At 60.8% G+C, this 25330-nt stretch carries 18 protein-coding genes, 1 tRNA gene and 2 pseudogenes; 10 read left to right on the forward strand and 11 right to left on the reverse strand.

The genetic code is table 11. From position 1 onward, the window contains the following. Positions 1-225: 225 nt before the first annotated feature. From EGM97_RS24710 to EGM97_RS24720, 3 genes and pseudogenes are all read right to left on the reverse strand, one after another. Positions 226-1131, reverse strand: a complete 906-nt coding sequence (locus EGM97_RS24710) for a methyl-accepting chemotaxis protein (RefSeq protein ID WP_477788869.1) — start codon at positions 1129-1131, stop codon at positions 226-228. Further along, positions 1126-2388: pseudogene (locus EGM97_RS24715) on the reverse strand (PDC sensor domain-containing protein); the annotation flags it as partial. The gene EGM97_RS24710 and the pseudogene EGM97_RS24715, both read right to left, overlap by 6 nt. Positions 2389-2921: 533 nt before the next feature. Continuing rightward, positions 2922-4139, reverse strand: coding sequence for an MFS transporter (locus EGM97_RS24720; protein WP_238962306.1), 1218 nt, complete (start codon positions 4137-4139; stop codon positions 2922-2924). Positions 4140-4472: 333 nt separating this feature from the next. Between EGM97_RS24720 and EGM97_RS24725 the strand changes: the two genes are divergently transcribed. From EGM97_RS24725 to ggt, 3 genes are all read left to right on the forward strand, one after another. Beyond that, entirely contained in the window at positions 4473-6530 is a 2058-nt protein-coding gene (locus EGM97_RS24725; RefSeq protein ID WP_238962307.1) for a methyl-accepting chemotaxis protein, read from the forward strand. A 103-nt stretch (positions 6531-6633) separates the two neighbouring features. Further along, positions 6634-6710, forward strand: a tRNA-Met gene (locus EGM97_RS24730). Positions 6711-6859: 149 nt separating this feature from the next. Next, positions 6860-8704 (forward strand): gamma-glutamyltransferase, encoded by a 1845-nt coding sequence (gene ggt, locus EGM97_RS24735; protein WP_477788868.1) that lies wholly within the window; start codon positions 6860-6862, stop codon positions 8702-8704. A 172-nt stretch (positions 8705-8876) separates the two neighbouring features. Here the strand turns inward: ggt and EGM97_RS24740 are convergent, their stop codons facing one another. Continuing rightward, complete coding sequence (locus tag EGM97_RS24740) at positions 8877-9308, reverse strand: methyl-accepting chemotaxis protein (protein ID WP_232776565.1); 432 nt, start codon at positions 9306-9308, stop codon at positions 8877-8879. A gap of 108 nt (positions 9309-9416) precedes the next feature. After that, positions 9417-10241: pseudogene (locus EGM97_RS24745) on the reverse strand (PAS domain-containing protein); the annotation flags it as partial. 185 nt (positions 10242-10426) lie between these two features. Here EGM97_RS24745 and EGM97_RS24750 point away from each other — a divergent pair. The 3 genes from EGM97_RS24750 to EGM97_RS24760 all read left to right on the forward strand — a co-directional run bounded on the left by EGM97_RS24750 (position 10427) and on the right by EGM97_RS24760 (position 13814). Beyond that, on the forward strand, positions 10427-11845 hold the full coding sequence (locus EGM97_RS24750; protein WP_238962308.1) for a short-chain fatty acid transporter: 1419 nt from the start codon (positions 10427-10429) through the stop codon (positions 11843-11845). Between the two features lie 112 nt (positions 11846-11957). Continuing rightward, a complete protein-coding gene (locus tag EGM97_RS24755; RefSeq protein ID WP_238962309.1) occupies positions 11958-13115 on the forward strand; it encodes a hypothetical protein in 1158 nt (385 codons plus the stop codon). A gap of 171 nt (positions 13116-13286) precedes the next feature. Next, positions 13287-13814, forward strand: a complete 528-nt coding sequence (locus EGM97_RS24760) for an SET domain-containing protein (protein ID WP_238962310.1) — start codon at positions 13287-13289, stop codon at positions 13812-13814. Between the two features lie 24 nt (positions 13815-13838). Here EGM97_RS24760 and can read toward each other — a convergent pair whose 3' ends face one another. Then, positions 13839-14483, reverse strand: coding sequence for a carbonate dehydratase (can, locus tag EGM97_RS24765; protein WP_041023284.1), 645 nt, complete (start codon positions 14481-14483; stop codon positions 13839-13841). Between the two features lie 133 nt (positions 14484-14616). Between can and EGM97_RS24770 the strand changes: the two genes are divergently transcribed. Next, positions 14617-15021, forward strand: a complete 405-nt coding sequence (locus EGM97_RS24770; RefSeq protein WP_238962311.1) for a serine kinase/phosphatase — start codon at positions 14617-14619, stop codon at positions 15019-15021. A 125-nt stretch (positions 15022-15146) separates the two neighbouring features. On the opposite strand, the gene rimI is transcribed toward EGM97_RS24770, so the two are convergent. Both rimI and EGM97_RS24780 read right to left on the reverse strand, forming a co-directional pair. Then, complete coding sequence (gene rimI, locus EGM97_RS24775; RefSeq protein ID WP_238962312.1) at positions 15147-15599, reverse strand: ribosomal protein S18-alanine N-acetyltransferase; 453 nt, start codon at positions 15597-15599, stop codon at positions 15147-15149. Then, on the reverse strand, positions 15592-16374 hold the full coding sequence (locus tag EGM97_RS24780; protein WP_238962313.1) for an energy transducer TonB: 783 nt from the start codon (positions 16372-16374) through the stop codon (positions 15592-15594). The genes rimI and EGM97_RS24780 overlap by 8 nt, the downstream gene beginning before the upstream one ends. 181 nt (positions 16375-16555) lie before the next feature. Between EGM97_RS24780 and mksB the strand changes: the two genes are divergently transcribed. Genes mksB through mksF form a run of 3 tightly spaced genes read left to right on the forward strand, consistent with a single transcriptional unit; the run spans position 16556 to position 21361 of the window. Continuing rightward, on the forward strand, positions 16556-17833 hold the full coding sequence (mksB, locus tag EGM97_RS24785; protein WP_238962320.1) for an Mks condensin complex protein MksB: 1278 nt from the start codon (positions 16556-16558) through the stop codon (positions 17831-17833). Next, on the forward strand, positions 17823-18524 hold the full coding sequence (gene mksE / locus EGM97_RS24790) for an Mks condensin complex protein MksE (RefSeq protein WP_238962314.1): 702 nt from the start codon (positions 17823-17825) through the stop codon (positions 18522-18524). Before mksB ends, mksE begins: the two co-directional genes overlap by 11 nt. Further along, complete coding sequence (mksF, locus tag EGM97_RS24795; RefSeq protein ID WP_238962315.1) at positions 18521-21361, forward strand: Mks condensin complex protein MksF; 2841 nt, start codon at positions 18521-18523, stop codon at positions 21359-21361. The genes mksE and mksF overlap by 4 nt, the downstream gene beginning before the upstream one ends. A 202-nt stretch (positions 21362-21563) precedes the next feature. On the opposite strand, the gene EGM97_RS24800 is transcribed toward mksF, so the two are convergent. From EGM97_RS24800 to EGM97_RS24810, 3 genes are read right to left on the reverse strand one after another with little or no spacing between them, the layout of a single operon-like run. Beyond that, a complete protein-coding gene (locus EGM97_RS24800) occupies positions 21564-23867 on the reverse strand; it encodes a PqiB family protein (RefSeq protein ID WP_238962316.1) in 2304 nt (767 codons plus the stop codon). After that, a complete protein-coding gene (locus EGM97_RS24805) occupies positions 23860-24483 on the reverse strand; it encodes a paraquat-inducible protein A (RefSeq protein WP_238962317.1) in 624 nt (207 codons plus the stop codon). The genes EGM97_RS24800 and EGM97_RS24805 overlap by 8 nt, the downstream gene beginning before the upstream one ends. After that, a complete protein-coding gene (locus EGM97_RS24810; protein ID WP_238962318.1) occupies positions 24470-25129 on the reverse strand; it encodes a paraquat-inducible protein A in 660 nt (219 codons plus the stop codon). Before EGM97_RS24810 ends, EGM97_RS24805 begins: the two co-directional genes overlap by 14 nt. Between the last annotated feature and the right edge of the window lie 201 nt (positions 25130-25330).

A 25330-nucleotide genomic window follows, 5' to 3' on the forward strand; every position in this document is an offset into this window, starting at 1 on the left:
AGGATGGAGACGATTTGCGGGTCGGAAAAAACGACTGGGAGGTTCCTGGGCGGTGCTCATTAGAAGCCTGAAATCAATTTGGGATAAAAATCCTACAGCGTTTCAGGAAGCTTCATACGAGGCGAATCATTACAGGATCTGACAAAGCATGCCCCGCATCACTCACCGATACGGGGACTTCCCAACGGCATCACTGCCTGATGCCGACAGACGGCCTGGATGGGACTAAATCTTTTTGACCTTGAAGCGACTCAGCACCCGTTGCATCAACGAAGCCCGCTCTGAAAGATCCTTGGCCGCCACCGCGCAGTCCTGTGAGTTCGACTGGTTCTTCTGCGTCACTTCATCGATCTGCTCGAGCCCGATGCTCGCCTGCTGCAAACCCGAAGCCTGCTCGCTGGAGGCTTGATAGATCAGCGATACCAGATTGGACACCGAGCTGGTTCCGCTGACGATGTTCTTGAGTGACTCGGCAGTCCGGGCCGCGATGACCATGCCGCGTTGCGTCTTGCTCGAAGAGTCGGCGATCAGCGTGGCTGTTTGCTGGGCCGCTTCGGCGCTGCGGGCGGCCAGACTGCGCACCTCATCGGCCACCACGGCAAAACCACGTCCAAGCTCACCCGCACGGGCCGCTTCGATGGCCGCATTCAGGGCCAACAGGTTGGTTTGCGCGGCAATGTTGTCGATGGTCGTGATGATCGCCGTAATGTCTTTGCCCGAGCTGTCGATCTCGGCCATGGCGGCAATCAGTTCGCTCATCAATTTGTCGCTCTCCCCCGCATCCGCCCTCGACGCCTGGGATTGTTCATCGGCTTTCTTGGCGTTAGCGGCGTTGTCCCTCGTCTGGGCAGCCATTTGCGTCATTACCGCACTGATTTCTGTGATGGACGACGCGGAATTGGAAGCGCCATCGGACAACGACTGGCTCAGGTCGGTAACTTGCGCCGAACTGCCGGTGATCCGCGTGGCGCTGGTCTGGACTTCGGAGATCAGCTGATTGAGGTTGCTGACCATCTTTTCCAGCGCCTTGCCCAGCGTGTCGTGAGGTGAAGAGAGCCGGACCTCCAGGTCCAGGTCGCCTTCGGAAATGCGCTCGGCCACGATGACCTGCCGTTGCAGGCTGTCAGACATATCGTTGAGCGCCACGGATAGTTGTCCGACTTCGTCTTCCGATTTCTGCACCAGGCGACGGGAAAAGTCCCCCAGGCTGATGTTGGCGGCCAAGGCGGCGGCCTCGCGGATCGGCCCGACGATTTTCGCGCTGGCAAACCAAAGGGCGACCAGGGCCAGCAGCGAGATAGCCAGCCCTACCGACACCTGCCAGATGCTGTTGTCGATGCTGCGCGCCTGCAGCTCCTGCTCCAACGCAATGGCCTGACTCATGACCACGGCCTTGGGTAAACGAATCAGCACCGCCCAGGGCTTGCCGGTGCGACCGAGCGTGATGGGCATCAACACTTCGATGTCCTGCGTTTGCGCGTTGAGCAGGCCGTTACCCCGAGCCCCCTGGATATCCTGGAGCACTTTTTCCCAGGCGTCAGGCAGCAAGGCCTTGAGGGGCTGGCCGATCAGGTCGGTACGTCGACTGTCCGCGACCACCAGCCCCTGGTTGCTCAGGATGGACACCGTGCCTTGGCCGCCGTACAGATCGGCAGACATCTGCTCGCTGAGTTTCTGGATGAAGGCGATATCGAAGTCAGCCCCGACCACGCCATAGAACTTGCCGTTGGAAACGATGGGGACCGACAGCGTGGTCAGCCATACGTTTTTTCCCTGAACCACATAGGGAATGGGATCCAGCACGCTTTCCTTCAGCGTATCGCGTGGACCACTGTACCAACCGCCCTTGAGCACTCCATTGGGATGGCGGTCCGCAGAATCGTACTCAACCAACGGTTGCACCGCGACATGACCGTCGGCGCCGCGTGTCCAGTAGGGAGTGAAACGTCCCGTCAGTGGGTTGCTGCCGTCCGGGGCATTACGAAACGCAAGATCCTGCCCGTCCAAGGCATCCGGCTCCCAGCAGGAATAAGTGCCGTTGAAGTCAGGGTTATCCTTGAGCACGCTGAGCAACACGGCGTTGATCTGATCCCGTCCCAACGCCAGATGACCTTGCGAAGCCTTGCTGGCGGCAAAGGTATTGGCCATGGTGCGCGCCGCATCCAGCGCATTTTGCAGTTTGGCCTGGATGGCATTGGCGCGGGATTCGGCCAGGTTTTGAATTTCCCGGATCGTTGCCTTCTCAACCAGCGCGGAAACTTCCGTAGAAACGTAATGTTCATTGGAGCGCGCGCTGAAGAGCCCGTAAACCACCAGGCTGATGGACGAAACAAACAGGCACACGCCTGCCGTGACACAAATACGTGCCTGCAATGACTTGAACTTCATATCAACCCCTGCCTGATTCTGTTTATTGCCAACGTCAACGACGACGGCCTTCCAACGTGTGCACGACTCGGCGAATAACAATCGATCACTGCTGCTTACGCGATACCCGGGCGAACGCCCTCAAGGGCATGGCGATACAGCTTTAAAGCGTTGAAACGTGGCGGGTTGGTGGGCACAAATCCATCTCTTTCCGCTCGGAAAGAAGAAAAGATATTCGAATCAAAAACAGAGGGCCTTATCCAGAGCAGGCTGCTCCCTGGGGATAAGGGCAATCGATGGAAAGAATGTGAAGCCTGCCTTTGCTGTAACCACAGGGTCACCCTTGAATACGGCCGCAGAATCCATTCAAACCAATAACCACGGCAGCAAATTAACATGGGGCATAGTTCGGCCCTATCAACTTGAGGCTTAGACGAGGCAGTACTTTAGTCGCAAGGACGAGGAAGACAATCCGGCAAGCGCAGTGACTGCGCAGCCAGCCGAGACACGCCATCAAGCAGTCCCGCTGGCCTTCGCAGCACTCATGGCTCGGCTCAGGCTTTTTTTGTTCTAGGCAGAAAAATCGCCAACACCCCGAACAACGGCAGGAACGAGCACAACCAGTACACGTATTCTATGCCGCGAATGTCCGCCAGATGCCCCAGCAGCGCCGCACCGATCCCGCCGAAGCCGAACATCAACCCGAAAAACACGCCGGCGATCATCCCGACGTTGCCCGGCACCAGTTCCTGGGCGTACACCACGATGGCCGAGAACGCCGAGGCAAGGACGAAGCCGATCACCATGCTGAGGATGCTGGTCCACAGCAGATCGACATAAGGCAGGACCAGGGTGAACGGCGCCACGCCAAGAATCGAGAACCAGATCACGGCCTTACGCCCGATCCGGTCGCCAATCGGGCCACCGAAAAAGGTGCCCGCCGCCACCGCGCCGAGGAACAGGAACAGGTGCAACTGCGACGAGGCCACCGACAGGTCGAATTTCTCGATCAGGTAGAACGTGAAGTAACTGGTGAAACTGGCCATGTAGAAATACTTGGAGAACACCAGCAAGCCCAGCACCACCAGCGCACTCAGGACCCTGCCCCTGGACAAACCATGGGTGGCCGCCTGGCCCTGCTTGAGCTTGAACAGGTTCAAGTGGTTGGCGTACCAGCGACTGATCCGGTACAGCACGAACAATGCAAACAGCGCGAACACACCGAACCAGGCCACGTTGCCTTGCCCATAGGGAATGATGATCGCCGCCGCCAACAAGGGACCGAATGCCGAGCCGGCGTTGCCGCCGACCTGGAATGTCGATTGCGCCAGGCCATAACGACCGCCCGAGGCGAGCCGGGCGACCCGCGAAGCTTCCGGGTGGAAGGTCGAGGAACCGATGCCGATCAGCGCGGCGGCCAGCAGGATCAAGGCAAAGCTGCCAACCATGGACATCATCACGATACCGACCAATGTGCACACCGTACCGGCCGGCAGCAGCCAGGGCTTGGGGTGCCGGTCGGTGTGGTAGCCGACCCAGGGTTGCAGCAGAGAAGCAGTGAGTTGGAAGGTCAACGTGATCAGGCCCACCTGGGTGAAGGTCAGGCCATAGCTGTCCTTGAGCATCGGATAGATCGAGGGCAGCACTGCCTGGATCAAGTCATTGATCAGATGCGCCAACGCCACGGCGCCGATGATGCGCATGACCAATGGGCTGCTTTGGGCTGCGGCCGGAGTGGAAGGGGTGCCAGCCTGGGTATTGCTGAGAGCCATGGGAAGTTTCCATACAACGGATGGGTGCGCACGGGCAGGTGCGTCAATGTGCCATTTTTCGGTGCAGCAAGGCTATCCCCTTAGCTTGCTATCGACCGTAAAAAATTCCCGCGGGACAAGGTGATAGCTCAACGCCATGGTCTGAATCTTGCCTTGCTTATCCCCGACGATGCGTCCCCTTACAAAGGGGACCGAGAATGGGAAGTTTCGCTACAAAACCCGCCCACAGAGCGGGTCTGGACGAGCTTTCGAGGCCTTTTAAAAGAACACCTGTTTCAGCACTTGTGTAGAAACGCACAAAAACAGTGCAAAGGTGTTCAGGGGAGTATGGGCATGCACGCTTTTCTATCGCCGGGCATCAGATGGCTGGGACGTTTCGGTTTCGCCCGTAAATTCCAGTTGCTGTTCCTGCTTTTCATTCTGCCGCTCATGGGGAGCCTGTGGATCATTGGCCAGGACTACCGTGACAAATTGAGCCTGATCTCCGGCGAGCGTGCCGGGGTGCGCCAATTGCTGGCGCTGGACAACCTGGACAATCTGCTCACCGCCCAGCGCAACCGCGCGGCCCGTTGGCGAGCCACGGAAACCAATCGACAACCGACCCCCGCCACGCTGGCGGCGATGGCTTCTTTCGACGCCGTGCAACCGGCCCTCAACCAGGCCGCCAACGAGCTGGGCACAGCCTTGCAGACCGAAGGGGCCGAAGGCGCCACCCTCGCCCGCTATCAAGCCCTGCAAGACAGCCTCAAGGTCCTGGATTCGAAAAGCCTGGGTACCGTGGGTTGGTGGCCGGATGGCTACGACCGCTTCACTGCATCGCTCAATGCCCTGCAAGCCCTGCGCGAGCAGATCGTCATGGACAATCGCCTGACCCTCGCCTCCTGGCTGGAAACCTATTTGCTGACCCAGATCTCGACCCAGCAGACACCCGACCTGATCGAACGGGTCGGCCGCCTGGCGAGCGTCGGCCAGGCTTCGGTGGTGTCGGGTCAATTCAGTTTGCAAAGCCGCCTGCAACTGCGCGACCTGCGCAGCCGGATCGGCGATTCCCGGGATCAGTTGCTCAAGACCGGCGGGCTCCTCGAAGCTCGCCTGCCCAGCGAATTGCAAGGCTGGGCTGGACAATATCAGGGCAGCCTCAAGCATTTGGATGCCGAACTGAAGGTACTGGACGACGGTGTGTTCGGCGGCTCCATCAGTCTCAAGCCGGAAGATTTCGAGAAGCACATGGACACCCTCCTGACGGACCTGGCCTCCCTGCGCCAGCAATCCCTGGTGGCGCTGGATACCCGACTGGACCATTATCACGGCACGGCGGTCCGCCAATTCATCCTGGTGGCAACGGTGCTGGGCTGCCTGGTGCTGGCGGCGCTTTATCTGTTCATCTGTCTGCAAGCCTCCATCCGCCGCAGCGCCAGCGGCATCACCCTGCTGGCCGAAGCCTTGCGTGATGGCAACCTAAGCCTGCAAGTGCCAGTGCAAGGGCGCGATGAATTGGCGGCCATCAGCACTGCCCTGAACGTCGCCGTGGTGCAATTGCGCAACAGCCTACTGGGGGTGGATCACGAGACGTCGCAGGTGAGCAACGCTGTGCGCACCCTCAATGTCCATTCCAGCGATGCATTGGGAGAAGTCGAAGCCCAGCAGATGCAGATCAGCCAGATTGCCGCCGCCGCAACCCAACTGGCCGCCACCTCGCAGGGCGTAGCGAAAAGCTGCGAACAGGCTGCCGGCAGCGCCCAGCAGACCCGGCGCATCGCCGCGGACAGCAGCCGAGACAGCCAACGGACCACGGCCAGCATCCAGCAACTCAACCAGCGGCTCAACGACACCGCCGCCGCACTGGGCCGAGTGAGTGAACAGGGGCAACAGATCCAGATGGTGGTCGACACCATCCGTGGCGTGGCCGAACAAACCAACCTGCTGGCTCTCAACGCCGCCATCGAAGCCGCTCGCGCCGGAGAACAGGGTCGCGGCTTCGCGGTGGTGGCCGACGAAGTGCGCAGCCTGTCACAACGCACCCAGTCCTCCACGCAGCAGATCGCCGGCACCGTCGACAGCCTGCGCGCCACGGTCAACGAGGCTGTCAGCCTGATGGAAGCCGCCTGCGAACAGGCACAGACCGATGCCCAAGCCGTCACCAGCCTGGGCGAACTATTGGGAGAAATCGCCAACGCTGTGCAGAGCGTGACCGATACCCTGGCGCAAATCGCCACGGCGGTGGACGAACAAGCCAGCACCGCCGATGAGGTCAGCGGCAATATCCAGCAAGTCGACCAGGCGGCAATGCGCCTGCTCGATGGCGCACGGGCCGTGAACCTCGCGGCGGACACCCTGAGCCAGGGAAGCCAGGCCTTGAGTGCAAACACAGGAAGATTTCAACTCGGTTGAGGAGCATTTGCGGCGAGTATGGATAAGCGGTTGAAAGCGCAGAGAAATATTTCAGATTTACGCTTGACACATCCTCGCTGGCGGCGAATAATGCGCGCCACTTGGCTACATAGCTCAGTTGGTTAGAGCATAGCATTCATAATGCTGGGGTCCGGGGTTCAAGTCCCTGTGTAGCCACCAAGTACTAAAAACGGCTTATCGAAAGATAAGCCGTTTTTTTATGCCTCAAGAAAACCGCGCAGGATTTCCAGTGGCGTTTCCGTCGATTGCACCCCGCGCCTCGCATCGCTACAGTCGATCTCTATCCCCCGCCACGGATGGAGCGACACGTGCTTACAAATTTCAGTTCGAATCTTCATCGTCTGTCAGCCGTTTCGCTGCTGGCTGTCGCGCTCTCGCTCGTTGCCTGTAAGGCTCCTTCTTCCTCTACCACTACTGCGCCATTACCTACCGCGCCGGAGATCGCTTCAGGCTACCGCACCGACCTGCAGACCCAACACGCCGGTAAGCACATGGCCGCGGCGGCAAATCCGCTGGCCGCCGAGGCCGGACGGGAAATGCTGCGACGCGGGGGCTCGGCCATCGACGCGGCGATTGCGATGCAAGCGGTCCTGACACTCGTGGAGCCGCAGTCTTCCGGCATCGGCGGGGGAGCATTCATTGTGCTGTGGGATGGCAAGGCCGTACGCACCTACGATGGCCGCGAAACGGCACCGGCCGGCGCCACCGAGAAGCTTTTCCTGCAAGCCGACGGCAAACCCATGCCGTTTACCGCCGCCCAGATCGGTGGTCGTTCGGTCGGTACGCCGGGCGTGTTGCGTGCGCTGGAACTGGCCCACCGTAAACACGGCCGCTTGAAATGGGCCACGCTGTTCGAACCGGCCATCGCTCTGGCGGAGAACGGTTTCGCCATTTCGCCACGATTGCACTCCATGATCGCTAGCGATTCGTCCCTGCCGGGTTCACCGGACATGGCCGCCTATTTCCTCAACAACGACGGCAGCCCGAAAGCGGTCGGCACGCGGCTAAAGAATCCTGCATTGGCCGGTGTTCTGAAACGCATCGCCAGCGAAGGCCCGGATGCGTTGTACGAGGGGCCCGTCGCCCGGGAGATCGTCGCCAAGGTGCAGGGCCATGCCAACCCAGGCAGCCTTTCTTTGAACGACCTCAAGGGCTATACCGCCCGGGAGCGAGCGCCGCTGTGCACCGACTATAAACGCTGGCAGGTCTGCGGCATGGCGCCGCCCTCTTCCGGGGGCATCGCCGTGGCGCAGATTCTTGGCACGCTGCAGGCCCTGGAGCAACGCGACAGCCATATGGCCCTCGCCCCCTTGAAACCGCTGAAGACCGATAAACCCGCCGGCCTGGAACCCGCGCCCGAAGCGGTGCACCTGATTGCCGAAGCGGAGCGGCTGGCCTACGCCGACCGCGCCCAATACGTTGCCGATGCGGATTATGTGCCCGTGCCAGTCAAAGGCTTGGTCGACGCCGGTTACCTGGCCAGCCGCGCCGCCCTGGTCGGGCCGCGCAGCATGGGCGTCGCCAAGCCGGGCACGCCGCCGGGTGTGCAAGTGGCCTATGCGCCGGACCGTTCACCGTTGCGCATCTCCACCTCGCAGGTGGTGGCGGTGGATGACCAGGGCGGCGCCGTCTCGATGACCACCACAGTGGAATCGGCGTTCGGCTCGCACCTGATGGTTCAAGGCTTCATGCTCAACAACCAGATGACCGACTTTTCGTTCATCCCCGAAGAGAACGGACAAAAAGTTGCCAACCGTGTCGAGCCCGGCAAGCGCCCGCGCTCGTCCATGGCGCCGACCCTGATCTTCGATCGCCAGAGCGGTGAGCTGTTGGCGACCGTCGGCTCGCCGGGTGGCTCGCAGATCATCGAATACGTCGCCAAGTCAGTTATCGGCTTGCTGGACTGGAACCTGGACCCACAGACCGCGATCAACCTCCCCAACTTCGGCAGCCGCAACGGCCCCACCGAACTGGAACAGGGCCAGTTCAGCCCGACGCTGATCCAGGCGCTGAAAGACAAGGGCCATGCGGTCAGCGAAATCGACATGACCAGCGGGACCCAGGCGATTGTCCGGGTACGCGACGCGCAGGGGAAAACCTCATTGGCCGGTGGGGCGGATCCACGGCGCGAGGGTGAAGCGCTGGGGGATTGAAATTCGGAATGAATTGACACCGAGTCGTCATCATCGCGAGCAGGCTCGCTCCCGCATCTATCCCACGTGGGAGCGAGCCTGCTCGCGATTGCGATCTGTATGAAACGACGGCACAGGATTTACCACTGTTGTTCGGACGTCCGATGCGGGTTCGGAGTCTTCAGTTCGCCCCTCAGGTCGACAGCTGGTTAGCAAACTGGCTCACCGCATCCACTACCTTCTTCGCCCCGTCCTGAATCTCGACGATCACGCTTCCCGCCTCGGCTGCCAGGGCCAGACCCTGTTCGGCCTGGTGCTGGCCGTCGTTCATCAGCGATACGGCATTACGCGCCATGTCCTGGTTCTGGCGGACTACGCCAACGATCTCATCGGTTGCCTGGCTGGTGCGCGACGCCAGTTGCCGTACTTCATCGGCCACCACCGCGAAACCGCGGCCTTGCTCACCGGCCCGGGCGGCCTCGATGGCCGCGTTGAGCGCCAGCAGGTTGGTCTGTTCGGCGATGCCGCTGATGGTCTTGACGATGGTGCCGATCACCAGGGATTGCTCATTCAGCGCCTCAATCCCCTCGCCGGCGGTCTGCATGTGCCGGGCCAGCTCGCGCATCACTTCCACGGCCTGGGTCACCACGGTTGTACCGCGCTGTGCGCTGTTGTCGGTATGCAGCGAAGTGCTGTAAGCGATATTCGCCGCCTCGGCGACGGCTTTTTCCTGATTGACCTGATCGGTGATATCCGTAGCGAACTTGACCACTTTATAGAGCCGGTCGTTGGCATCGACCACCGGGTTATAGGACGCCTCCAGCCACACCTCACGGCCGTTGCTGTCGATGCGTTTGAAACGACCGGCGACGAATTCGCCACTGTTCAGGCGCTTCCAGAACTGTTGGTACTCCGGGCTGTTGTATTCTTCCGGGCCGCAGAACATGCGGTGGTGTTTGCCCTTGATCTGCGCCAGGCTGTAGCCCATGGCACTGAGAAAACGATCATTGGCTGTCAGCACCTGGCCGTTCAGGTCGAACTCGATCACAGCCGTCGAACGCACCAATGCACCAATGAGGTTTTCATGCTCGCGAGAGCCCTCGATGGTGCGGGTCAGGTCGTTGGAATACATGGAGAAATAGCGAATTCGGCCATCGACGGTCCGTACCGGCTGAAGGATCGAACGCAACCACGCCTCCTGACCATTGCCGCGCAGCAGGCGAACGGCACCGGAGAAATGCTCGCCACGAGTCAGCGCCGACGTGAAGCGACGCTGGTGTTCATTGGATTTCAAATAGGCCGGAACAAGCTCTTCGATAGATCGGCCGATCAGGTCCTGGCCTTTGTAATGCATTTCATCCAGGAACTTCTGATTGACCGTTTTCACACGCCCCTCTGCGTCGAAGGTCAGGGCCAGCATTTCGCGGTCCAGACTTTCCTTTACCTGCATGAGACTGGACAGTTCTTGGCGAAGGGCCGACAACTCCTGTTTCAAACGTTGATTGAACATGGGCGTGCTCCGACAGGCAGGAAAATAAATGGATCCATCCCTTGCCATCGGCTTGGCATTTTTTTTCTAAAGAGTACCGTTGGTCGGTCTGCAAAAATTTCCGGGGCCCTTGCGAACCCTGCCCTTCCTCCCAGGGTCATTGGGATTGTTCTACTGTTGCCGCTGATCTCAGAGGCACCACCGCTCCAGATACCCTCCCCCATAAAACCAACCATAAAAACGAGGTAACTGCCGTGACCACCGACATCGAAGACAGCCGCTCCGCCCGCTTCGCCTTACGCTGTTCCAGCTTTGCCGAGCGCTGGTTTCCCGACTCCTGGGTCTTCGCCGCGCTGGCAGTACTGGTCGTCGCGGTGGCGACGCAATTCATTGGCGCCACGCCCACGGCCGCCGCCATGGCGTTCGGCGACGGTTTCTGGAGCCTGATCCCGTTCACCATGCAAATGGCCTTCGTCGTGATCGGCGGCTATGTGGTTGCCAGCTCGCCGCCCGCCGTCAAGCTGATCGATCGGCTGGCACGGATTCCGAAGAACGGCCGTTCGGCGGTGGCCTGGGTGGCGCTGATCTCCATGGTTGCGTCGTTGCTCAACTGGGGCCTGTCGCTGGTGTTCGGCGGCCTGCTGGTACGAGCCCTGGCCCGTCGCACAGACCTGAAGATGGACTATCGCGCCGCCGGCGCCGCCGCCTATCTGGGCCTGGGCGCGGTATGGGCCCTGGGCCTGTCCTCATCGGCGGCGCAATTGCAGGCCAACCCGGCCAGCCTGCCGCCGTCGATTCTGTCGATCACCGGTGTCATCCCTTTCACCCAGACCATTTTCCTGTGGCAGTCCGGGGTGATGTTGCTGGCGTTGATCGTGATTTCGTTGATCGTTGCCTACGCGACCGCCCCAGGCCCGAACAGCGCCCGTGATGCCGCCGCCTGCGGAATCGACCCAAGCTTCAGTATGCCGGCCTTGCAGCCGCGGACCCGTCCGGGCGAATGGCTGGAACACAGCCCGTTGCTGACCATTGCCCTGGTATTGCTGGCCGCCGGCTGGCTGTTTCACGAGTTTTCGAGCAAGCCCGCCATCAGCGCCATTTCCGGGCTCAACACCTACAACTTCCTGTTCCTGATGCTCGGCGCGCTGTTGCACTGGCGTCCGCGCAGTTTCCTCGACGCGGTGGCCAGGGCTGTACCGACGACTACCGGCGTCTTGATCCAATTCCCGCTCTACGGTTCGATCGCCGCGCTGCTGACCACGGTCAAGGGCAGTGATGCCCAGACCCTGGCCCACCATATCTCGACCTTTTTCGTCCAGATCGCCTCCCACGACACTTACGCCTTGTTGATGGGTGTCTATTCGGCGGTACTGGGCTTCTTCATTCCATCCGGCGGCGGTAAATGGATCATCGAAGCGCCCTATGTAATGCAGGTGGCCAACGACTTGAACTATCACCTGGGTTGGGCGGTACAGATCTACAACGCCGCCGAGGCGCTGCCGAACCTGATCAACCCGTTCTACATGCTGCCGCTGTTGGGGGTACTGGGGTTGAAGGCTCGGGATCTGATCGGGTTTTCCTTCGTGCAGCTGCTGGTTCACACCCCTCTGGTGCTGGTATTGCTGTGGGCGCTGGGAACGACTTTGACTTATTTGCCACCAGTGATGCCATAAGGCCATAAAAAAGGGCCGATATTTACATCGGCCCACTTTTTCTTCGGCCCGGTCTGTTTCAGTATGGGGGCGCCCTGTTTCGAGGGGCCCATACGCTGAAAAGGATCTGAGCATGTATAAACTCGCAGTGCTTCCTCTTGCCGCCCTGGCCATGAGCGCCACCGCTTACGCCGACATCGATGTACAGCTTGGCAGCACCGAACGCGTGACCCGCCTCTTCGCTTATCCCAACAACTGCAACGTCATCTGCTTTCGCGACTGGACCCTGGAACAGACCGTCGAACATTACCTGACCCAAAGCGTGCAACGCGACGGCTACGGCACGGCCAAGGTCAGCGTCAAGCGTGACAACGACAAGGTCTACGCCCACATTTCGGGTGTGCCGAAGGGCTATGGCCAACCCCTGACTGCGTTGCTCGACGCCGGTGACCTGGCCTACAAGGGCGCCACCAAGCTCAACGGCGACAAGAAATGGGCCTACAACTGGTACCTGTTCCTGCCGCTGGGCATGGCCCTGGAAAACCGCAAGAGCGTCGAGCTGCTGCACTTCCCGCCGGATTACTCCCTGACCCAGGCCCAGGACTACCTGGAATCGGCCACCACGGATCGCTGGGCCACGCTGCTCACCGTCAACGGCATCGCCGCCGACCAGACACCGGCCTACCAGACCATCATCGACATCGCGCCGATCGCCGCCCCGTCCAATGCCGGTTCGGCGCTGGAAGGTGTCTACGACTATTTCAATGACTACCAGACCACCATGGTCAAGCAAGTCAGCCAGGGCGCCAGCGGAGCCGCGTTGCCAATGGTGGCCTTCGGTGCCCCGGTGCGAAACTGGATCAAGACACAGTACGGCCCGACGGTCGGCGTGCTTGGCCTGGCGACCATCACCCCGGCGGCAGGGCTGAAGGTGCCGGTGCTGGGCTCCAACCACCCCAGCTATATCTGGTACGCCGCCGACCCGGAGAGCTACGACGGCGACGAGGCCAAGGCGGATGCGGCAGGCCTGAAGGTCATGGGCCAGGATTTGAGCGCAGCGTGCTGGCAGGCCGGCATGGGCAGCAAGCCGGGCACCGATCCGACCACGCTGCTGAACCAATGCACCCAGACCTGGCAGGTCACGCAAAAGGAAAAAACCTGCGAATTGTTCTACACCTCGGTTCGCAAGTTGACACCGGCTGAAGCGGCCCAGAAATGCGAGACGCCGGCGATCAAGTCGCAGCTCCCGCAATTGAAAACGCCGATGCCATTGCCGTCCGAACCGGTGTAAATCTCATGGCTTTCCCGCGCCAGCCTGCGCTCACGCGGGAAAGTCCTATGGGCACCTGTCAGAGTTGACAGTAGATAGCGCCCTTGATCGGGGCGACACTATCCGGGTCAATCACGACGCTGGAAGGATCCCAGCGCCAGCAAGTCGGGTGTTGTGCCGACAAGGACCGTCATGACCATTTTTGTGACCGATAGAACCAGTTCACAGAACCGGGACTGTATCTACCCGGAAAAAGAACTCAGCACTCGCCTGGGTTATCCGTCTGCGCGCGATTTCGAAGTGCTACGTAGCGCCAACGGGCGCGGCAGCGGAATCGTCTCACTCAAGCGCTTCGCCCCCATGGAACGAATGTGTCGTGTGTCGGGGCTTCTGTTGGGTCGACGACGCCTGCACACCCTGCAGATCCTGCCGGATATCCACATGTATGACCCACGCTTCGCCGGATTGCTGGCGCATTCCTGCAATCCCAATGTCTTTTTGGACATGAGCGAATTGTGGCTATGGTCCCTGACGCCCATACAGGAAGGCGACAGCCTGAGCATGGATTACGCCAGCACGGAGCCGAAACTGTACCGGCAGTTTGCCTGCCGGTGCGGTTCGTCCAACTGCCACGGGTGGATCACCGGTTATGACGAACCACCCAACGAGCAAGGCATGAAGTTCCTCAAGCGCTGGCGCCGTCGCTGCCACCGCGACTGACGCCCTCTGCCAAGGAACCCGGGATCAGGGCGCGCCCACCGGACGCAGGCGATACTGCGGTGGCAGTTGCTCGAAACCGCTGATCGTGGTGTCCAGGCTTTTCCAGCGCCCGTCCTTGATGCCGTAGATGCAACCGTGAATCGACAGTTTCTGACCACGGTGCCAGGCGTTCTGAACGATGCTGGTATGGCCGACGTTGGCCACCTGCTGGATCACGTTGAGCTCGCACAGACGATCGACGCGTTCCTCTTCGGTTGGCAATTGCGCCAATGCCTCGCGATGTTCGTAGTACAGGTCGCGAATCGAGCGCAACCAGCCATCGATCAGGCCCAGTTGCCGGTCCTGCATCGAGGCGCGAACGCCGCCACAACCGTAGTGACCGGTGACCAGGATGTGTTTGACCTTGAGCACGTCAACCGCGTACTGGATCACCGACAGGCAGTTGAGGTCGGTGTGCAGCACCACGTTGGCCACGTTGCGGTGCACGAACAGATCGCCCGGCAGCATGCCGACGATCTCGTTGGCCGGCACCCGCGCATCGGAACAGCCGATCCACAGATATTCCGGGGTCTGCTGACGGGCCAGCTTGGCGAAGAAGTCAGGATCCTCCTGCTTGATCGCATCGGCCCAGCGCGCGTTGTTATCAATCAGATCTTGTAGTTCGTTCATGCTATCCAGCCCTCGAGAATAGTCCGCATGTTGGACACCACACCGCCGGTCGAGGTCACTTCATTAATGCCGTTGGAATTCCCGGCGCGGCGGCGGGTCCACCCATTAGAGGCCCACAGCATGAGGAATAGCCATGAATGATTCACGACGTCCTTTCGATGCGGCGCAACCGGAACCCATCGACGACAACGAAGACCGCATGGGCTCGATGCATGAGCTGGAGTTCGATGATGAACAGCCCAGTGCGAAAATCGGTGACGAACTGCCGGAAGACGAGCGCGAACAGCTGATCCCCCCTGAACGCGTACGCGAAGCAGGCCTGACGGGCGCGTCCATGGACGATCGCCAACCGACCGACGATGACATGAGCCCCGAAACCCTCATCCGCGAAGACGGCGCCCGGGATGCCCACGAGGCCGGCGCAGACGAACAGGCTGACTGGGATCTGAGCGTGGTGGGTGAAAATGACATCGGCGGGGGCGATGGGTTGGACGAGGCGGAGATGGCGCAGGTCGATCCGCTGGATGGCAAGCGCTAAATACCGACAGTCACTGCAAATCCCTTGTGGGAGCGGGCTTGCTCGCGAAAGCGGCGTCATATGTTGCAAAGATGCAAGCTGACCCACCGCTTTCGCGAGCAAGCCCGCTCCCACAGGGGTGACATTCAGTCCACTAAAGTGCAGGCCATCACCACCGCATATTCACGCCCACCCACCGCCGGGTAGTAATCGCGCCGCCGGCCGATCTCGTTGAAACCATAGCGCTCGTACAGGCGGAACGCCGTGCGATTGCTGTCGCGCACCTCCAGGAAGCACTCCCGGGCCTCGGCCTTGCAGGCTACCGACATCAAATGCTCCAGCAGGCGCAAGCCCAGGCCGCGGCCCTGGTTTTCCGGCTTGACGGTGATGTTGAGCAGGTGCGCTTCGTCGAGAATGATCTGCACGACACCATGGCCTACCTGCTGTTGGCCTTCAAACATCAACCAGATCTGGTATTTGCCCAACCCATCGAGAAAGATCCCTCGGGTCCAGGGGTGGCTATACGCCGCGTATTCGATTTTCAGCACAGCGTCGAGGTCCGCCTCGGTCATCGGGCGGAACGATACAGCGTCACTCATTCGATTCTTTCCAGCGCGCCATCAGCCGGCGCATGGCTTGCCAGACTTCAGCCTTGCGCTGTGGCGTTTCCATTAACAGTTCCAATCCAGGCAGTGCCCAGGCCGAGCCCAGGCCCTTGACCTGCAGTTCGCGGTTGAACGCTTCGGCATCTGCCTCCCCAGCAAACTTCACCGCCGGCAGGCCGATCAACCAAAGACACACGCAGGGCGCGTCCTCGAGCCGCGCCGACACGAAGCCCTGGACGAAATCCCGCGCCGCCTCCGGTCCCTGGTCCATCGTCCCGCGGGACAACAGCGGCCAGCGCACCGGTTCGCCGACGATCTGCGGACTGTCCGGCAGGCCGGCGGCGCGCAGCATGTCCTTGAGCAGCAGATAGGCCGGATCACGGCTTTGGAACGGCTCCCCCGTGGGCAGCTCCACCAACAGCAGGCAGCGCCCGGCCCGCAGCAATTGCAGGCTGAAACGCGGAGGCGGGACCGGGGCGACCCTGACCGGGACAGGCGGCTCTTGTGCCTCCTCTGCCGGTTTGGCAGGTGCACGGGCGGCAGCCGAGGGGCGCGGAACCTCGATTTTCGGCCGTTCGACCGGTGGTGTCGGCGGTTCGGCAACGGTCCTGGCGACAGGCGTCGTCACGGCCGGCGCGATGTCCGGCGGCTCGGGCGCTTCCAGCAGCTCGGGCCGCGACGGGGCGGCAAATGGCAATTCGGTACGCGGCAGCCAGGTGACCACCTGCATGGCGGTCAGATAGGCGCGGCGACGGGACTCGATAAGCAAGGGTCGGCCACTTGTGGATAACTGAAAGTGGGAGGGATTCTACCGCCCTTCGACGCGAATCGCTTCCCCGTTGATTCAATCGTCGAACGATACAAAACAACAGTCCGTCTCAGGGGTGAATCGCAACCGGTCCGATGCAGTACAATTGCCGCTTTTAATTGCCAACCCGACGGCCATTGCGATGATCGAACCCAAGCGCGTCTTGCGCGCCCTTGCCGAACACTGGGCATTGCTTGAACCTTTGTGCGAGCACTTCGACCAGGGCACCCTGAGCCTCAACGAATTGCGTTCACAATTGGCCGCCCAACAACTGGACAGCACGCCCCAGGACATCACCAACCTGTTGGACGTGTGGATCCGCCTGGACATCCTCGTTCCGGTAGCGAAAAGCCCGAACCGCTTCGAACTCAACGCCCAGATCCATGATTTCCTTGCGTACCTGCGCCGCGAGCACCGCCTGGGCCTGTGCCTGGAGATCGAAGCCTACCTGCGCCACCTCGAACGCCTGGCCGGCTACATCCAGGACGCCTTCGACGTGCGCGACGGCAACGATCTGGCCCGCCAGCTGCGCCTGCTGGACATGCGCGTGCGCGACGTACTCAAGAAACTCGCCAACGATGAGCAGGCACTGGTGTCGGTCGCCGAACGCGCCAAGACCAGCGACCGGCAGATTCCTCTGCGCCAGCGCTACGCCGAAGTCCTGGCGACCTGGGACGAATACGTCGAGCCGATGATCCAGCTGGTGAACGCCGACGGCGCGTTCGAGCAAGGCGTGCGCAAGGTCGAGAACGTGCTGTTGCGCATGCTCACCGAACAGCAGCGCCTTGGTCACCTCGTCGATGACGACATGCTTTTGCGCACCCACGCCCGTATCCTGGAGATGCAGACCAGCGCCCAGTTGACCCTGCGGCATGCCCGCGAGCTGCTCCTGCCGCTGCGCGAAGAAGCCCGCCGCCACAACGCTGTTACCCGTGGCGCCGCGCTGGCCCTGGCTGCCATCCGCCGCAAAGGCATCGATGCCGTGCCGCAAGCGGCCATGCCGTTGTTCACCCGACCACAAAGCACCTTCCTCGGCAGCGCCAGCCAAGTTGAAGCCTACGTTTACGCCCTGGCCCGGTTCGAACCAAAACCGGCACGCTTCCCCAAGTCCCACAAGACTCACAAGGGCGGCGATGCGCCGCGGGCGCCGCGCACCGTGCGCGAAATGGTCGAACGTTGCGAAGACGCGCTACCGATGCCGGACCTGATGACCTGGCTGCTGGAGCAGGAGCCGGACGGCGCCACCGACGAATTGCTGTACTGGTTCTCGCGCCTGTCGCGGGAAAAACGCTTCAAGCGCGAGCGTCTGGAACGCCGCGAATACCACACACACGAGCATCAGGTCAGCCTGCGCTCCTTCGCCCTGCTCTCGGCTGGCGACGCCGCCGAGGATTCTGCGAGCATCCCAAATGCATCTTGATCTATCCGAACTGTCCCAGCTGGCGCCGATCTTCCGCGAGCTGTTCAAGGGTTATCACATCAGCCGCCGCGACCCGGAGCTGTACGCCCAACTGTCGAACTTCCAGGATCCGTACCGCACGCTGTTCAAGGCCCTGGGCTTCGAACTGGTGTGCGACACCCGTGGCTTCTACTACTTCGTACCGGACCTGGCCGCCGCTGCGGTGAACAAGACCGCCCAGCGCCTGGCCCTGTTCACCTTCATCCTCGTCGAGCACCTGGCCGACCAGGGTCGCGATCCGATCGCCGTGCTCGACGGTGGCAGCCTGGGCCGCGATGAATTGCCGTCACTGTTGGAAAAGTACCGCGATCTGTTTATCCAGGCCGAAGTGCAGACCCAGGAAGAGCTGGAAGAAAAAATCATGCGCCGCATGACTCAACTGGGCTTCGCCAGCGAGGAAAACGGGGTGTATCGCTTCCTGCCGCCGATGCATCGATTCCTCGACGTCTGCCTGTCGGTCCAGCAGGACCGTGATCTGGCCGCCAGCCTGCACAGTGTGCTGCCGTTGCCGGCGCCGGTGCTGATCGACGAAGACAGCGACGAGAAGCTGTTACAGACCGACGATCCGCTGGACCTTAGCGACTTTGAGGAAGAGAGCGAAGAAGACGCACTGGCCCGCGCCATTGCCGAAGAACAGGAGACCGACGCATGAGCCAGGACCGTTACGGCATCCGCCGCTTTGCCCTTTTGAACACCGCCGGCTACAGCCTCGGCCTGTTTCCGCTGGAAGAACCGCTGTCGGTGTACGGCGCGAACAACCTCGGCAAATCCGCGTCGATCAACGCCTTACAGTTCCCGATCCTGGCGCGCATGTCGGACATGAGCTTCGGCAAGTACAGCCTGGAACAATCCCGGCGCTTCTACTTCGCCTCGGACACCAGCTACATCCTGGTGGAAGTCGCGCTGCCCCACGGCCCGCACGTGATCGGTGTGGTCGGTCGTGGTCCCGGCGGCGGTTTCGGCCATCAGTTCTTCGCCTACGCCGGCAAGCTGGACCTGGCTCACTACCAGAAGAACGACACCTGCCTGCGCCAGAAAGAACTGTTCACCAATCTGGAGCGCGAAGGCCTCAAGGCCTACGAACTCAAGCCGGATGAATTGCGCCGCCTGCTGGTGGGCGGTCACACATCCATTCCCCTGGACCTGACGCTGATCCCACTGCGCTCCACCAGCGAACAAAGCCTCAAGACGTTCCGCGCGCTGTTCATCAACCTGCTGCACATGCGCGAAATCACCGCGGCCAAGCTCAAGCAACTGTTCCTTGATGCCTTCGAGCACAGCCTGCGTTCCGGCAGCGTGGATTACATCGCCGCGTGCGAAGAAGCCTTCCGCGACGTACGACGCATGGAGCAGGACTACAACTCTCTGGTGGCGGCCGGTCCGCTGGTGGAGGCCCTGGCCAACGGTGTGAAGCAGCGCGACATCCTGCGCGGCAAGTTGCATCGCCTCTCGCCCTTGCTCGACTCGCTGCTCGGCACTTGGTCGGACTACGCCAGTGCGCGCAAGGAAGAGCTGACCATCCAGGCCGAACACTACCGCAACGAACAGGACTCGCTGCAGAACGACCAGCGCGGCAGCACCCAGGAGCTGATGCGCCTGGAGCGGGAGATCACGGGCATCCAACGCTGGCTCGGCGAGCTGTCGGTGCTCAAGCATCGCTTTGCCCTGGTGGATGACGTCAAGGTGCTGGAGCAGCAACTGCTCGCCGCCAAGGACGCCCACGATGAACTGGCCGGCGCCCTGGCCCAATCCCGGCAGTTCAGCGCTGAAGACCTGGAAGAGCGCTTGCGGGACCTGGAAAAGCGCCTGAAGTCGGTCAAGCAGCAACTCGATCACGCCGACAACAACAGCTATGCCCGCCTGCGGGAAGAATTCTCACAACAGGACGTCGAGCGTCTGATGCGCCTGTTCAACAGCGCCCTGTTCAGCCTGCCGCTGGGCGAGCATGGCATCGCGCTGGACGAGAACGGCGACTGGGTCAAATCCGTGGAACTGATCCTCGACGGCTTCAAGGGCGAGCGTTTCGAAGTGCCGGGCCTGTCCATCGACCTGTCCCACATCGAGCCGCCAGCGTTGCAGGCCCTGGCCGACCGCGCCGCGCTGCGGGACCAAAAGGAACGCCTGGAGAAAGAGCTCAAGCAGCTCAAGACCCAGCAAGCCGTGGCCGCCGACCGTGCCGCGAGCAAGACCCAGACCGAGGCGCTGTACCAGCAGGTCCTGGACGCTCAGAAAGCCCTCGAAGACTTCCGCCGTACCCAGACCCTGAGCGCCGAAGAAGGCGAGAAGCTCGAGCAACTGGCGCAGATGGAAGCGGCCCAGGACGAGCTCAAGCGCTCCAGCGATGCCTTCACCGAACGCGTCCAGCAGTTGTCGGCCAAGTTGCAACTGGTGGGCCGGCAGATCGCCGACTTGGAAGCCAAGCAACGCACCCTCGACGATGCCCTGCGCCGTCGCCAACTGTTGCCGGCGGACCTGCCGTTCGGCACGCCGTTCATGGACCCGGTCGACGATTCCATGGACAACCTGTTGCCGCTGCTTAATGACTATCAGGATAGCTGGCAGGGCCTGTTGCGCATCGACGGCCAGATCGAAGCGCTGTATGCCCAGGTGCGTCTCAAGGGCGTGGCCAAGTTCGACAGCGAAGACGACATGGAGCGGCGCCTGCAACTGTTGATCAACGCCTATGCCCACCGCACCGATGAAGCCCTGACCCTGGGCAAGGCACGCCGTGCAGCGGTGACCGACATCGCCCGGACCTTGCGCAACATTCGCAGCGACTACGACAGCCTCGAACATCAACTGGCGCTGTTCAACCGCGAGATCAACAAACGCCAGGTGTCCAACCTGCAAAGCTTCCGCATCGTCCTGGCGCCGAACAAGGAAGCCCTCAAGCACATCGACCAGATCATCCACAGCGCCGGCCAGTACGAAGAAGGCGAAACCCTGTCGGTGTTCGATCTCAGCCAGAGTGCCGAGCAGGACAACAAGAACGAAGAAGCCAAGGAATACCTGGCGCGGCTGGTGGCGGCGAACCACAACCAGCTCGGCCTCAAGGACCTGTTCGAACTGGCGTTCGAGATCACCAAGGTCAACGGCCAGCCGGTGATCCACACCGATATCGACGGCGCAGCGTCCAACGGCACCACCATGACCATCAAGGCGCTCACCAACATGTACCTGTTGCTGCACCTGATGGACCGCGAGCAGGCCGGCCGCGTACGCTTGCCGTATTACCTGGACGAAGCGGCGGACATCGACGAGAAGAACCAGGCAGCCCTGCTGGAAACCAGCCTCCAATTGGGCTTCGTACCAATTCTCGCCAGCGTGAAGCCGCAGGTCTGCGCCAGTGTCGCCATCGACCTGGAAGGCGGCAGTGGCCCGAACGGTATCTACATCGACGAAGCGGACTGGAAGTACATCCGTCGTCGCGATGCGGTGAAGGCTACGATGAACGTAGAAGCCGACGAACCGGAGCTGGATCCGGTGTGATGTAAGGCTCTGGAAATGAAAAGGCCGCGATCCATTGGATCGCGGCCTTTTCATTAGGATATCTGAAGCATTTGTATCGACTGTTCCGACGTCATCGCGAGCAGGCTCGCTCCCACCCTGATCGCGGGGGGCACAACATTCGCGGATGACACCGCCCCTGTGGGAGCGAGCCTGCTCGCGATGGCGTCAGAAGCCTGGTCGATCATTTTCCGAGCTTGATCTTCGGCGCCCAGGTCAGCCATTCATCTTCAAACTTATCGAACAGCGGGAAGGTCTGCTCCGGCCGGGCCGGACTGCCCATGCTCTCGCCATCCGGTGTTGCGAAAGCAACGCCACCCTGAATCAACGTCTCCAGCGACTCGGTCCGCACCGTTGCGCCCTTGAACAGACCGAAGTCCAGGCCAAACCCACTGGTGTTCCAGAAGCGCGTGCCACTGCGCACCAGTGGCGCGTACTTGGGCTCGATCAGGATATGGATCAATACCCGATCCGCTGTCTGCCCCAATTCATAACCCGTAACCTTGCCCACGGTAATTTCGCGATACGTCACCGGCACGCCCGTCTTCAACGAGCCTCGGCGGGCCGCGCTCAATACCAGACTCAAACCAGCCTCGGGCACTGCGGTTTCCGGTGGGCTGGCAAGGGCCACGAAGTTTTTCTGCGGTCCCAGGTTCTTCGTCGAAGGCTGTACCTCGAGGTATTGACCGGTCACCAGCGTCTCCAGGTTCGACGTCTTGATCAAGCCCAGCTCGGGCTTGACCACCCAGAACTGACTGCCGATCCGGGCGATACGCTCAGGGACTTCGGTGATGCGTGCGGTGAGCAGCACCGATTGCAGGTCGGGGCTAAGGTCCACGTCCTCGACCTTGCCCACATCCAGTCCTTTGAAGCGAATCGGAGTACCACTGCGCAAACCGTCGGCACGATCGACCTTGATCGTGACCACGGTGCCCTTTTGCTGCGCGGCTTCGCGGTCTTCAAACAAGCGGAAGCGCGGAATACGTCTTTTCAACGGTACATTCGGCTCCGGCGTCTCGAAAGCGATACCACCGGCCATCAGGCTTTGCAGCGATTCGCTCTTGACCTGGATGCCCCCCGTCAAGCCGCCCGTGAGGGTGACGCCGCTGGCGTTCCAGAACCGTGTCGAACCGTTGACCAGCCCTTCGTACTCCTTCTCGATGTGCACGCCAATGATCAATTGCTTCTTCTTGCGAGAGAACTGGTAGCTCTGCACCGACCCAACCTTGACCTGCTTGTAGAGGACCGGACTGCCGACCTCCAGCGATCCGAGATTCTCGGTGAGCAGCACCAAGTGCAAGCCCGGCGAACGCAAGTCCAGCGGCGGCGCCTTGGCCCGGGCTTCGAACTCGCGCTGTGGTGCGCTGCCCTTGTCCCCTGGGCGCACGGCAATGTAGTTCCCCTTGACCAACGCTTCCAGGCCCGTGATACCGGCCAGGGAGATCGAGGGTTTGACTACCCAGAACTGGGTCCCCGTCACCAGGTAATCTTCGGCCAACGGGTCCATCGTCAATTCGGCGGTGGCGCTGGAGAGGTCCGGATCGACCTTGAGGGTCTTCAGGCTACCGACCTGGATGCCTTTGTACATCACTGGCGTCCGACCGGCCTGCAAGCCCTCGAAGTCACTGAGCTTGACCTTCACCCGAATGCCGGCGGCCGCTGCGTCAAAGTCTTCGTAGAGACGAAACGGCAGGCTCGGGTCCGTCGGAGGGCTGTCCTTGCGGCTCTCCGGCGTGGCGAATGCAATACCACCGGCCACGATACTGGCCAGGGATTCGCTGCGCACCTTCACACCCGAAAGGTTGGCATCGATGCTAATGCCGCTGGCATTCCAGAAGCGCGTGTGTTTGCGCACCAGGCTGGCATAGGTCGGCTCGATGAAAACCTTAATTTCGACCGTGTTCTGGTCTTCGGACAACTGATAGCTTTTCACTTGTCCGACTTGAATCTGCTTGTAGAACACGGGGCTGCCCCGGTCCAGCGAGCCCAGGCGATCGGCCTTGATGGTCAAATGCAAACCCGGCTTGGCATCCGACAGCGGCGGCTCCTCGGCCAGGGCCTTGAACTTGCGGCTGGACTCCCCGTCACCCGGACTGATCGCCACGTAGTTACCCGATACCAGGGTTTCCAGGCCCGTGATCCCGGCCAGGGTAACGCTTGGCTTGACCAGCCAGAAACGTGTACCCGTCTTGAGGTACTGCTCGACGTCTTTGTTCATCTCGACGGTCGCGACCACGCCCTTGGAGCTGCCTTCGTCATCGAGCGTAAGGGCCTTCACTTTACCGACCGTCATACCTTTGTAGACAACTTCGGTCTTGTTGACCTGGATACCTTCGCCGCTTTCAAAGCGCACGCTGATTTCAATCCCGGTTTCGTTATAAGCCCGCCAGGCGAGCCAGCCCCCAATGATCAGGGCAATCAGCGGCAAGACCCAAATGGCCGACCAGTTGGAGGCCGGTCGGGTTTTAGCGGTAGGCAAATCAGTCATGGTCGTTATCCGACTCCGTGTTATCCCAAATCAGTCGGGGATCGAAGGTTACTGCGGCAATCATTGTCAAAATCACTACGCTGGCAAAAGCGATCGCGCCGAGCCCGGCTTCGACACTGGCGAGTCGTCCGAAATTCACCACTGCCACCAGAATGGCGATCACGAAAATATCGAGCATCGACCAGCGACCGATGAACTCGATAAAGCGGTACATGAGGATGCGTTGCCGTGCGGACATGGGCTGGTGCCGCTGTACGGAAATCAGTAACAAGGCAATGCCCACCAGCTTGAAAGTCGGCACCAGGATACTGGCGATGAACACCACAGCGGCGATGGGAATCATGCCATGCTGCACCAACTCGATCACACCGGCCATGATGGTACTCGGGGCACCTTGGCCCAGTGAGTTGATCGTCATGATCGGCAACATATTGGCGGGTATGTAGAGAATCGCGGCGGTGATCAACAAGGCCCAGGTGCGCATGAGGCTGTTGGGGCGGCGGGGATGAACCAGCGCGCCACAGCGGGTGCAGGTCTGTCCATCGGCATCGGCGTTCAACCGATTCAATTCGTGGCATTCGGTACAGATCAGAATCCCTGCATCAATCGCCCGCATGATCGCCCTCTCCTGATAATGCTTGCCAAATCTGATGGGGTGACATCACCACCTCCAGCCAGACTTGAACCAGCAGTAAACTGATAAAGCACACCAGGCCAAGACCTACGGTGATAGCCGCCATGTCCGCCAGCTTGACGATGGCCACCAGTACGCCCATGAGGTAGACCTCAAGCATCCCCCAATCCCGTAGATGGTGATAAATGCGATAGAGCAACAACCCATAACTACGACCGACATTACAACGAATGGTCAGCAACACCGTCAGCTGACAAAGCAGCTTGAGCAGCGGTATGCCCATGCTGCACAGGAATACCACCACCGCTATGCCTTGCATGCCGGTATCGTACAGACCAACCACACCGCTCCAGACGGTGTCCTGGGAGGATTGTCCGAGCAGATGGAGTTGCATGATGGGTAAAAAGTTCGCCGGCACATACAACAACAGAGCGGCGATGACCAAGGCAAGACTGCGTTCGACCACATTATGACGGTGGGCGTAGAGCTCATAACCACAACGGGGACATTCGGCTTTTTCACCATGGGCCAATTGAGGCTTGCGCATCAACAGATCGCATTCATGGCAAGCCACCAGATCATTCAGGGGTAGATCTGACAACCCGCGAGTGTCCAACGGATCTGACATAAAGAGCTCTGGCTCAGCTAAGGTGAGGCTATTCTAGTGCTCTGGCTCGAAAATAACCGTGCAAATTCGTAACGAACTTTCCTACAAACTTTTCCTGCGGGCAAAACAAAACCCCTACCTGCGTCAGCAGATAGGGGTTTCGGAATTTAATCTTGACGATGACCTACTCTCACATGGGGAAACCCCACACTACCATCGGCG

The organism is Pseudomonas sp. AF32 (assembly GCF_022342325.2).
GTDB lineage: Bacteria > Pseudomonadota > Gammaproteobacteria > Pseudomonadales > Pseudomonadaceae > Aquipseudomonas > Aquipseudomonas uvaldensis.

What these genes read in the sequence shown, in the direction of transcription:
- EGM97_RS24710 (WP_477788869.1), bottom strand. Translation starts at nt 1,131, where the DNA reads ATGTCTGACAGCCTGCAACGGCAGGTCATCGTGGCCGAGCGCATTTCC.
- EGM97_RS24720 (WP_238962306.1), bottom strand. Translation starts at nt 4,139, where the DNA reads ATGGCTCTCAGCAATACCCAGGCTGGCACCCCTTCCACTCCGGCCGCA.
- EGM97_RS24725 (WP_238962307.1), top strand. Translation starts at nt 4,473, where the DNA reads ATGCACGCTTTTCTATCGCCGGGCATCAGATGGCTGGGACGTTTCGGT.
- EGM97_RS24740 (WP_232776565.1), bottom strand. Translation starts at nt 9,308, where the DNA reads ATGCGCGAGCTGGCCCGGCACATGCAGACCGCCGGCGAGGGGATTGAG.
- EGM97_RS24755 (WP_238962309.1), top strand. Translation starts at nt 11,958, where the DNA reads ATGTATAAACTCGCAGTGCTTCCTCTTGCCGCCCTGGCCATGAGCGCC.
- EGM97_RS24760 (WP_238962310.1), top strand. Translation starts at nt 13,287, where the DNA reads ATGACCATTTTTGTGACCGATAGAACCAGTTCACAGAACCGGGACTGT.
- can (WP_041023284.1), bottom strand. Translation starts at nt 14,483, where the DNA reads ATGAACGAACTACAAGATCTGATTGATAACAACGCGCGCTGGGCCGAT.
- EGM97_RS24770 (WP_238962311.1), top strand. Translation starts at nt 14,617, where the DNA reads ATGAATGATTCACGACGTCCTTTCGATGCGGCGCAACCGGAACCCATC.
- rimI (WP_238962312.1), bottom strand. Translation starts at nt 15,599, where the DNA reads ATGAGTGACGCTGTATCGTTCCGCCCGATGACCGAGGCGGACCTCGAC.
- mksB (WP_238962320.1), top strand. Translation starts at nt 16,556, where the DNA reads ATGATCGAACCCAAGCGCGTCTTGCGCGCCCTTGCCGAACACTGGGCA.
- mksE (WP_238962314.1), top strand. Translation starts at nt 17,823, where the DNA reads ATGCATCTTGATCTATCCGAACTGTCCCAGCTGGCGCCGATCTTCCGC.
- mksF (WP_238962315.1), top strand. Translation starts at nt 18,521, where the DNA reads ATGAGCCAGGACCGTTACGGCATCCGCCGCTTTGCCCTTTTGAACACC.
- EGM97_RS24800 (WP_238962316.1), bottom strand. Translation starts at nt 23,867, where the DNA reads ATGACTGATTTGCCTACCGCTAAAACCCGACCGGCCTCCAACTGGTCG.
- EGM97_RS24805 (WP_238962317.1), bottom strand. Translation starts at nt 24,483, where the DNA reads ATGCGGGCGATTGATGCAGGGATTCTGATCTGTACCGAATGCCACGAA.
- EGM97_RS24810 (WP_238962318.1), bottom strand. Translation starts at nt 25,129, where the DNA reads ATGTCAGATCCGTTGGACACTCGCGGGTTGTCAGATCTACCCCTGAAT.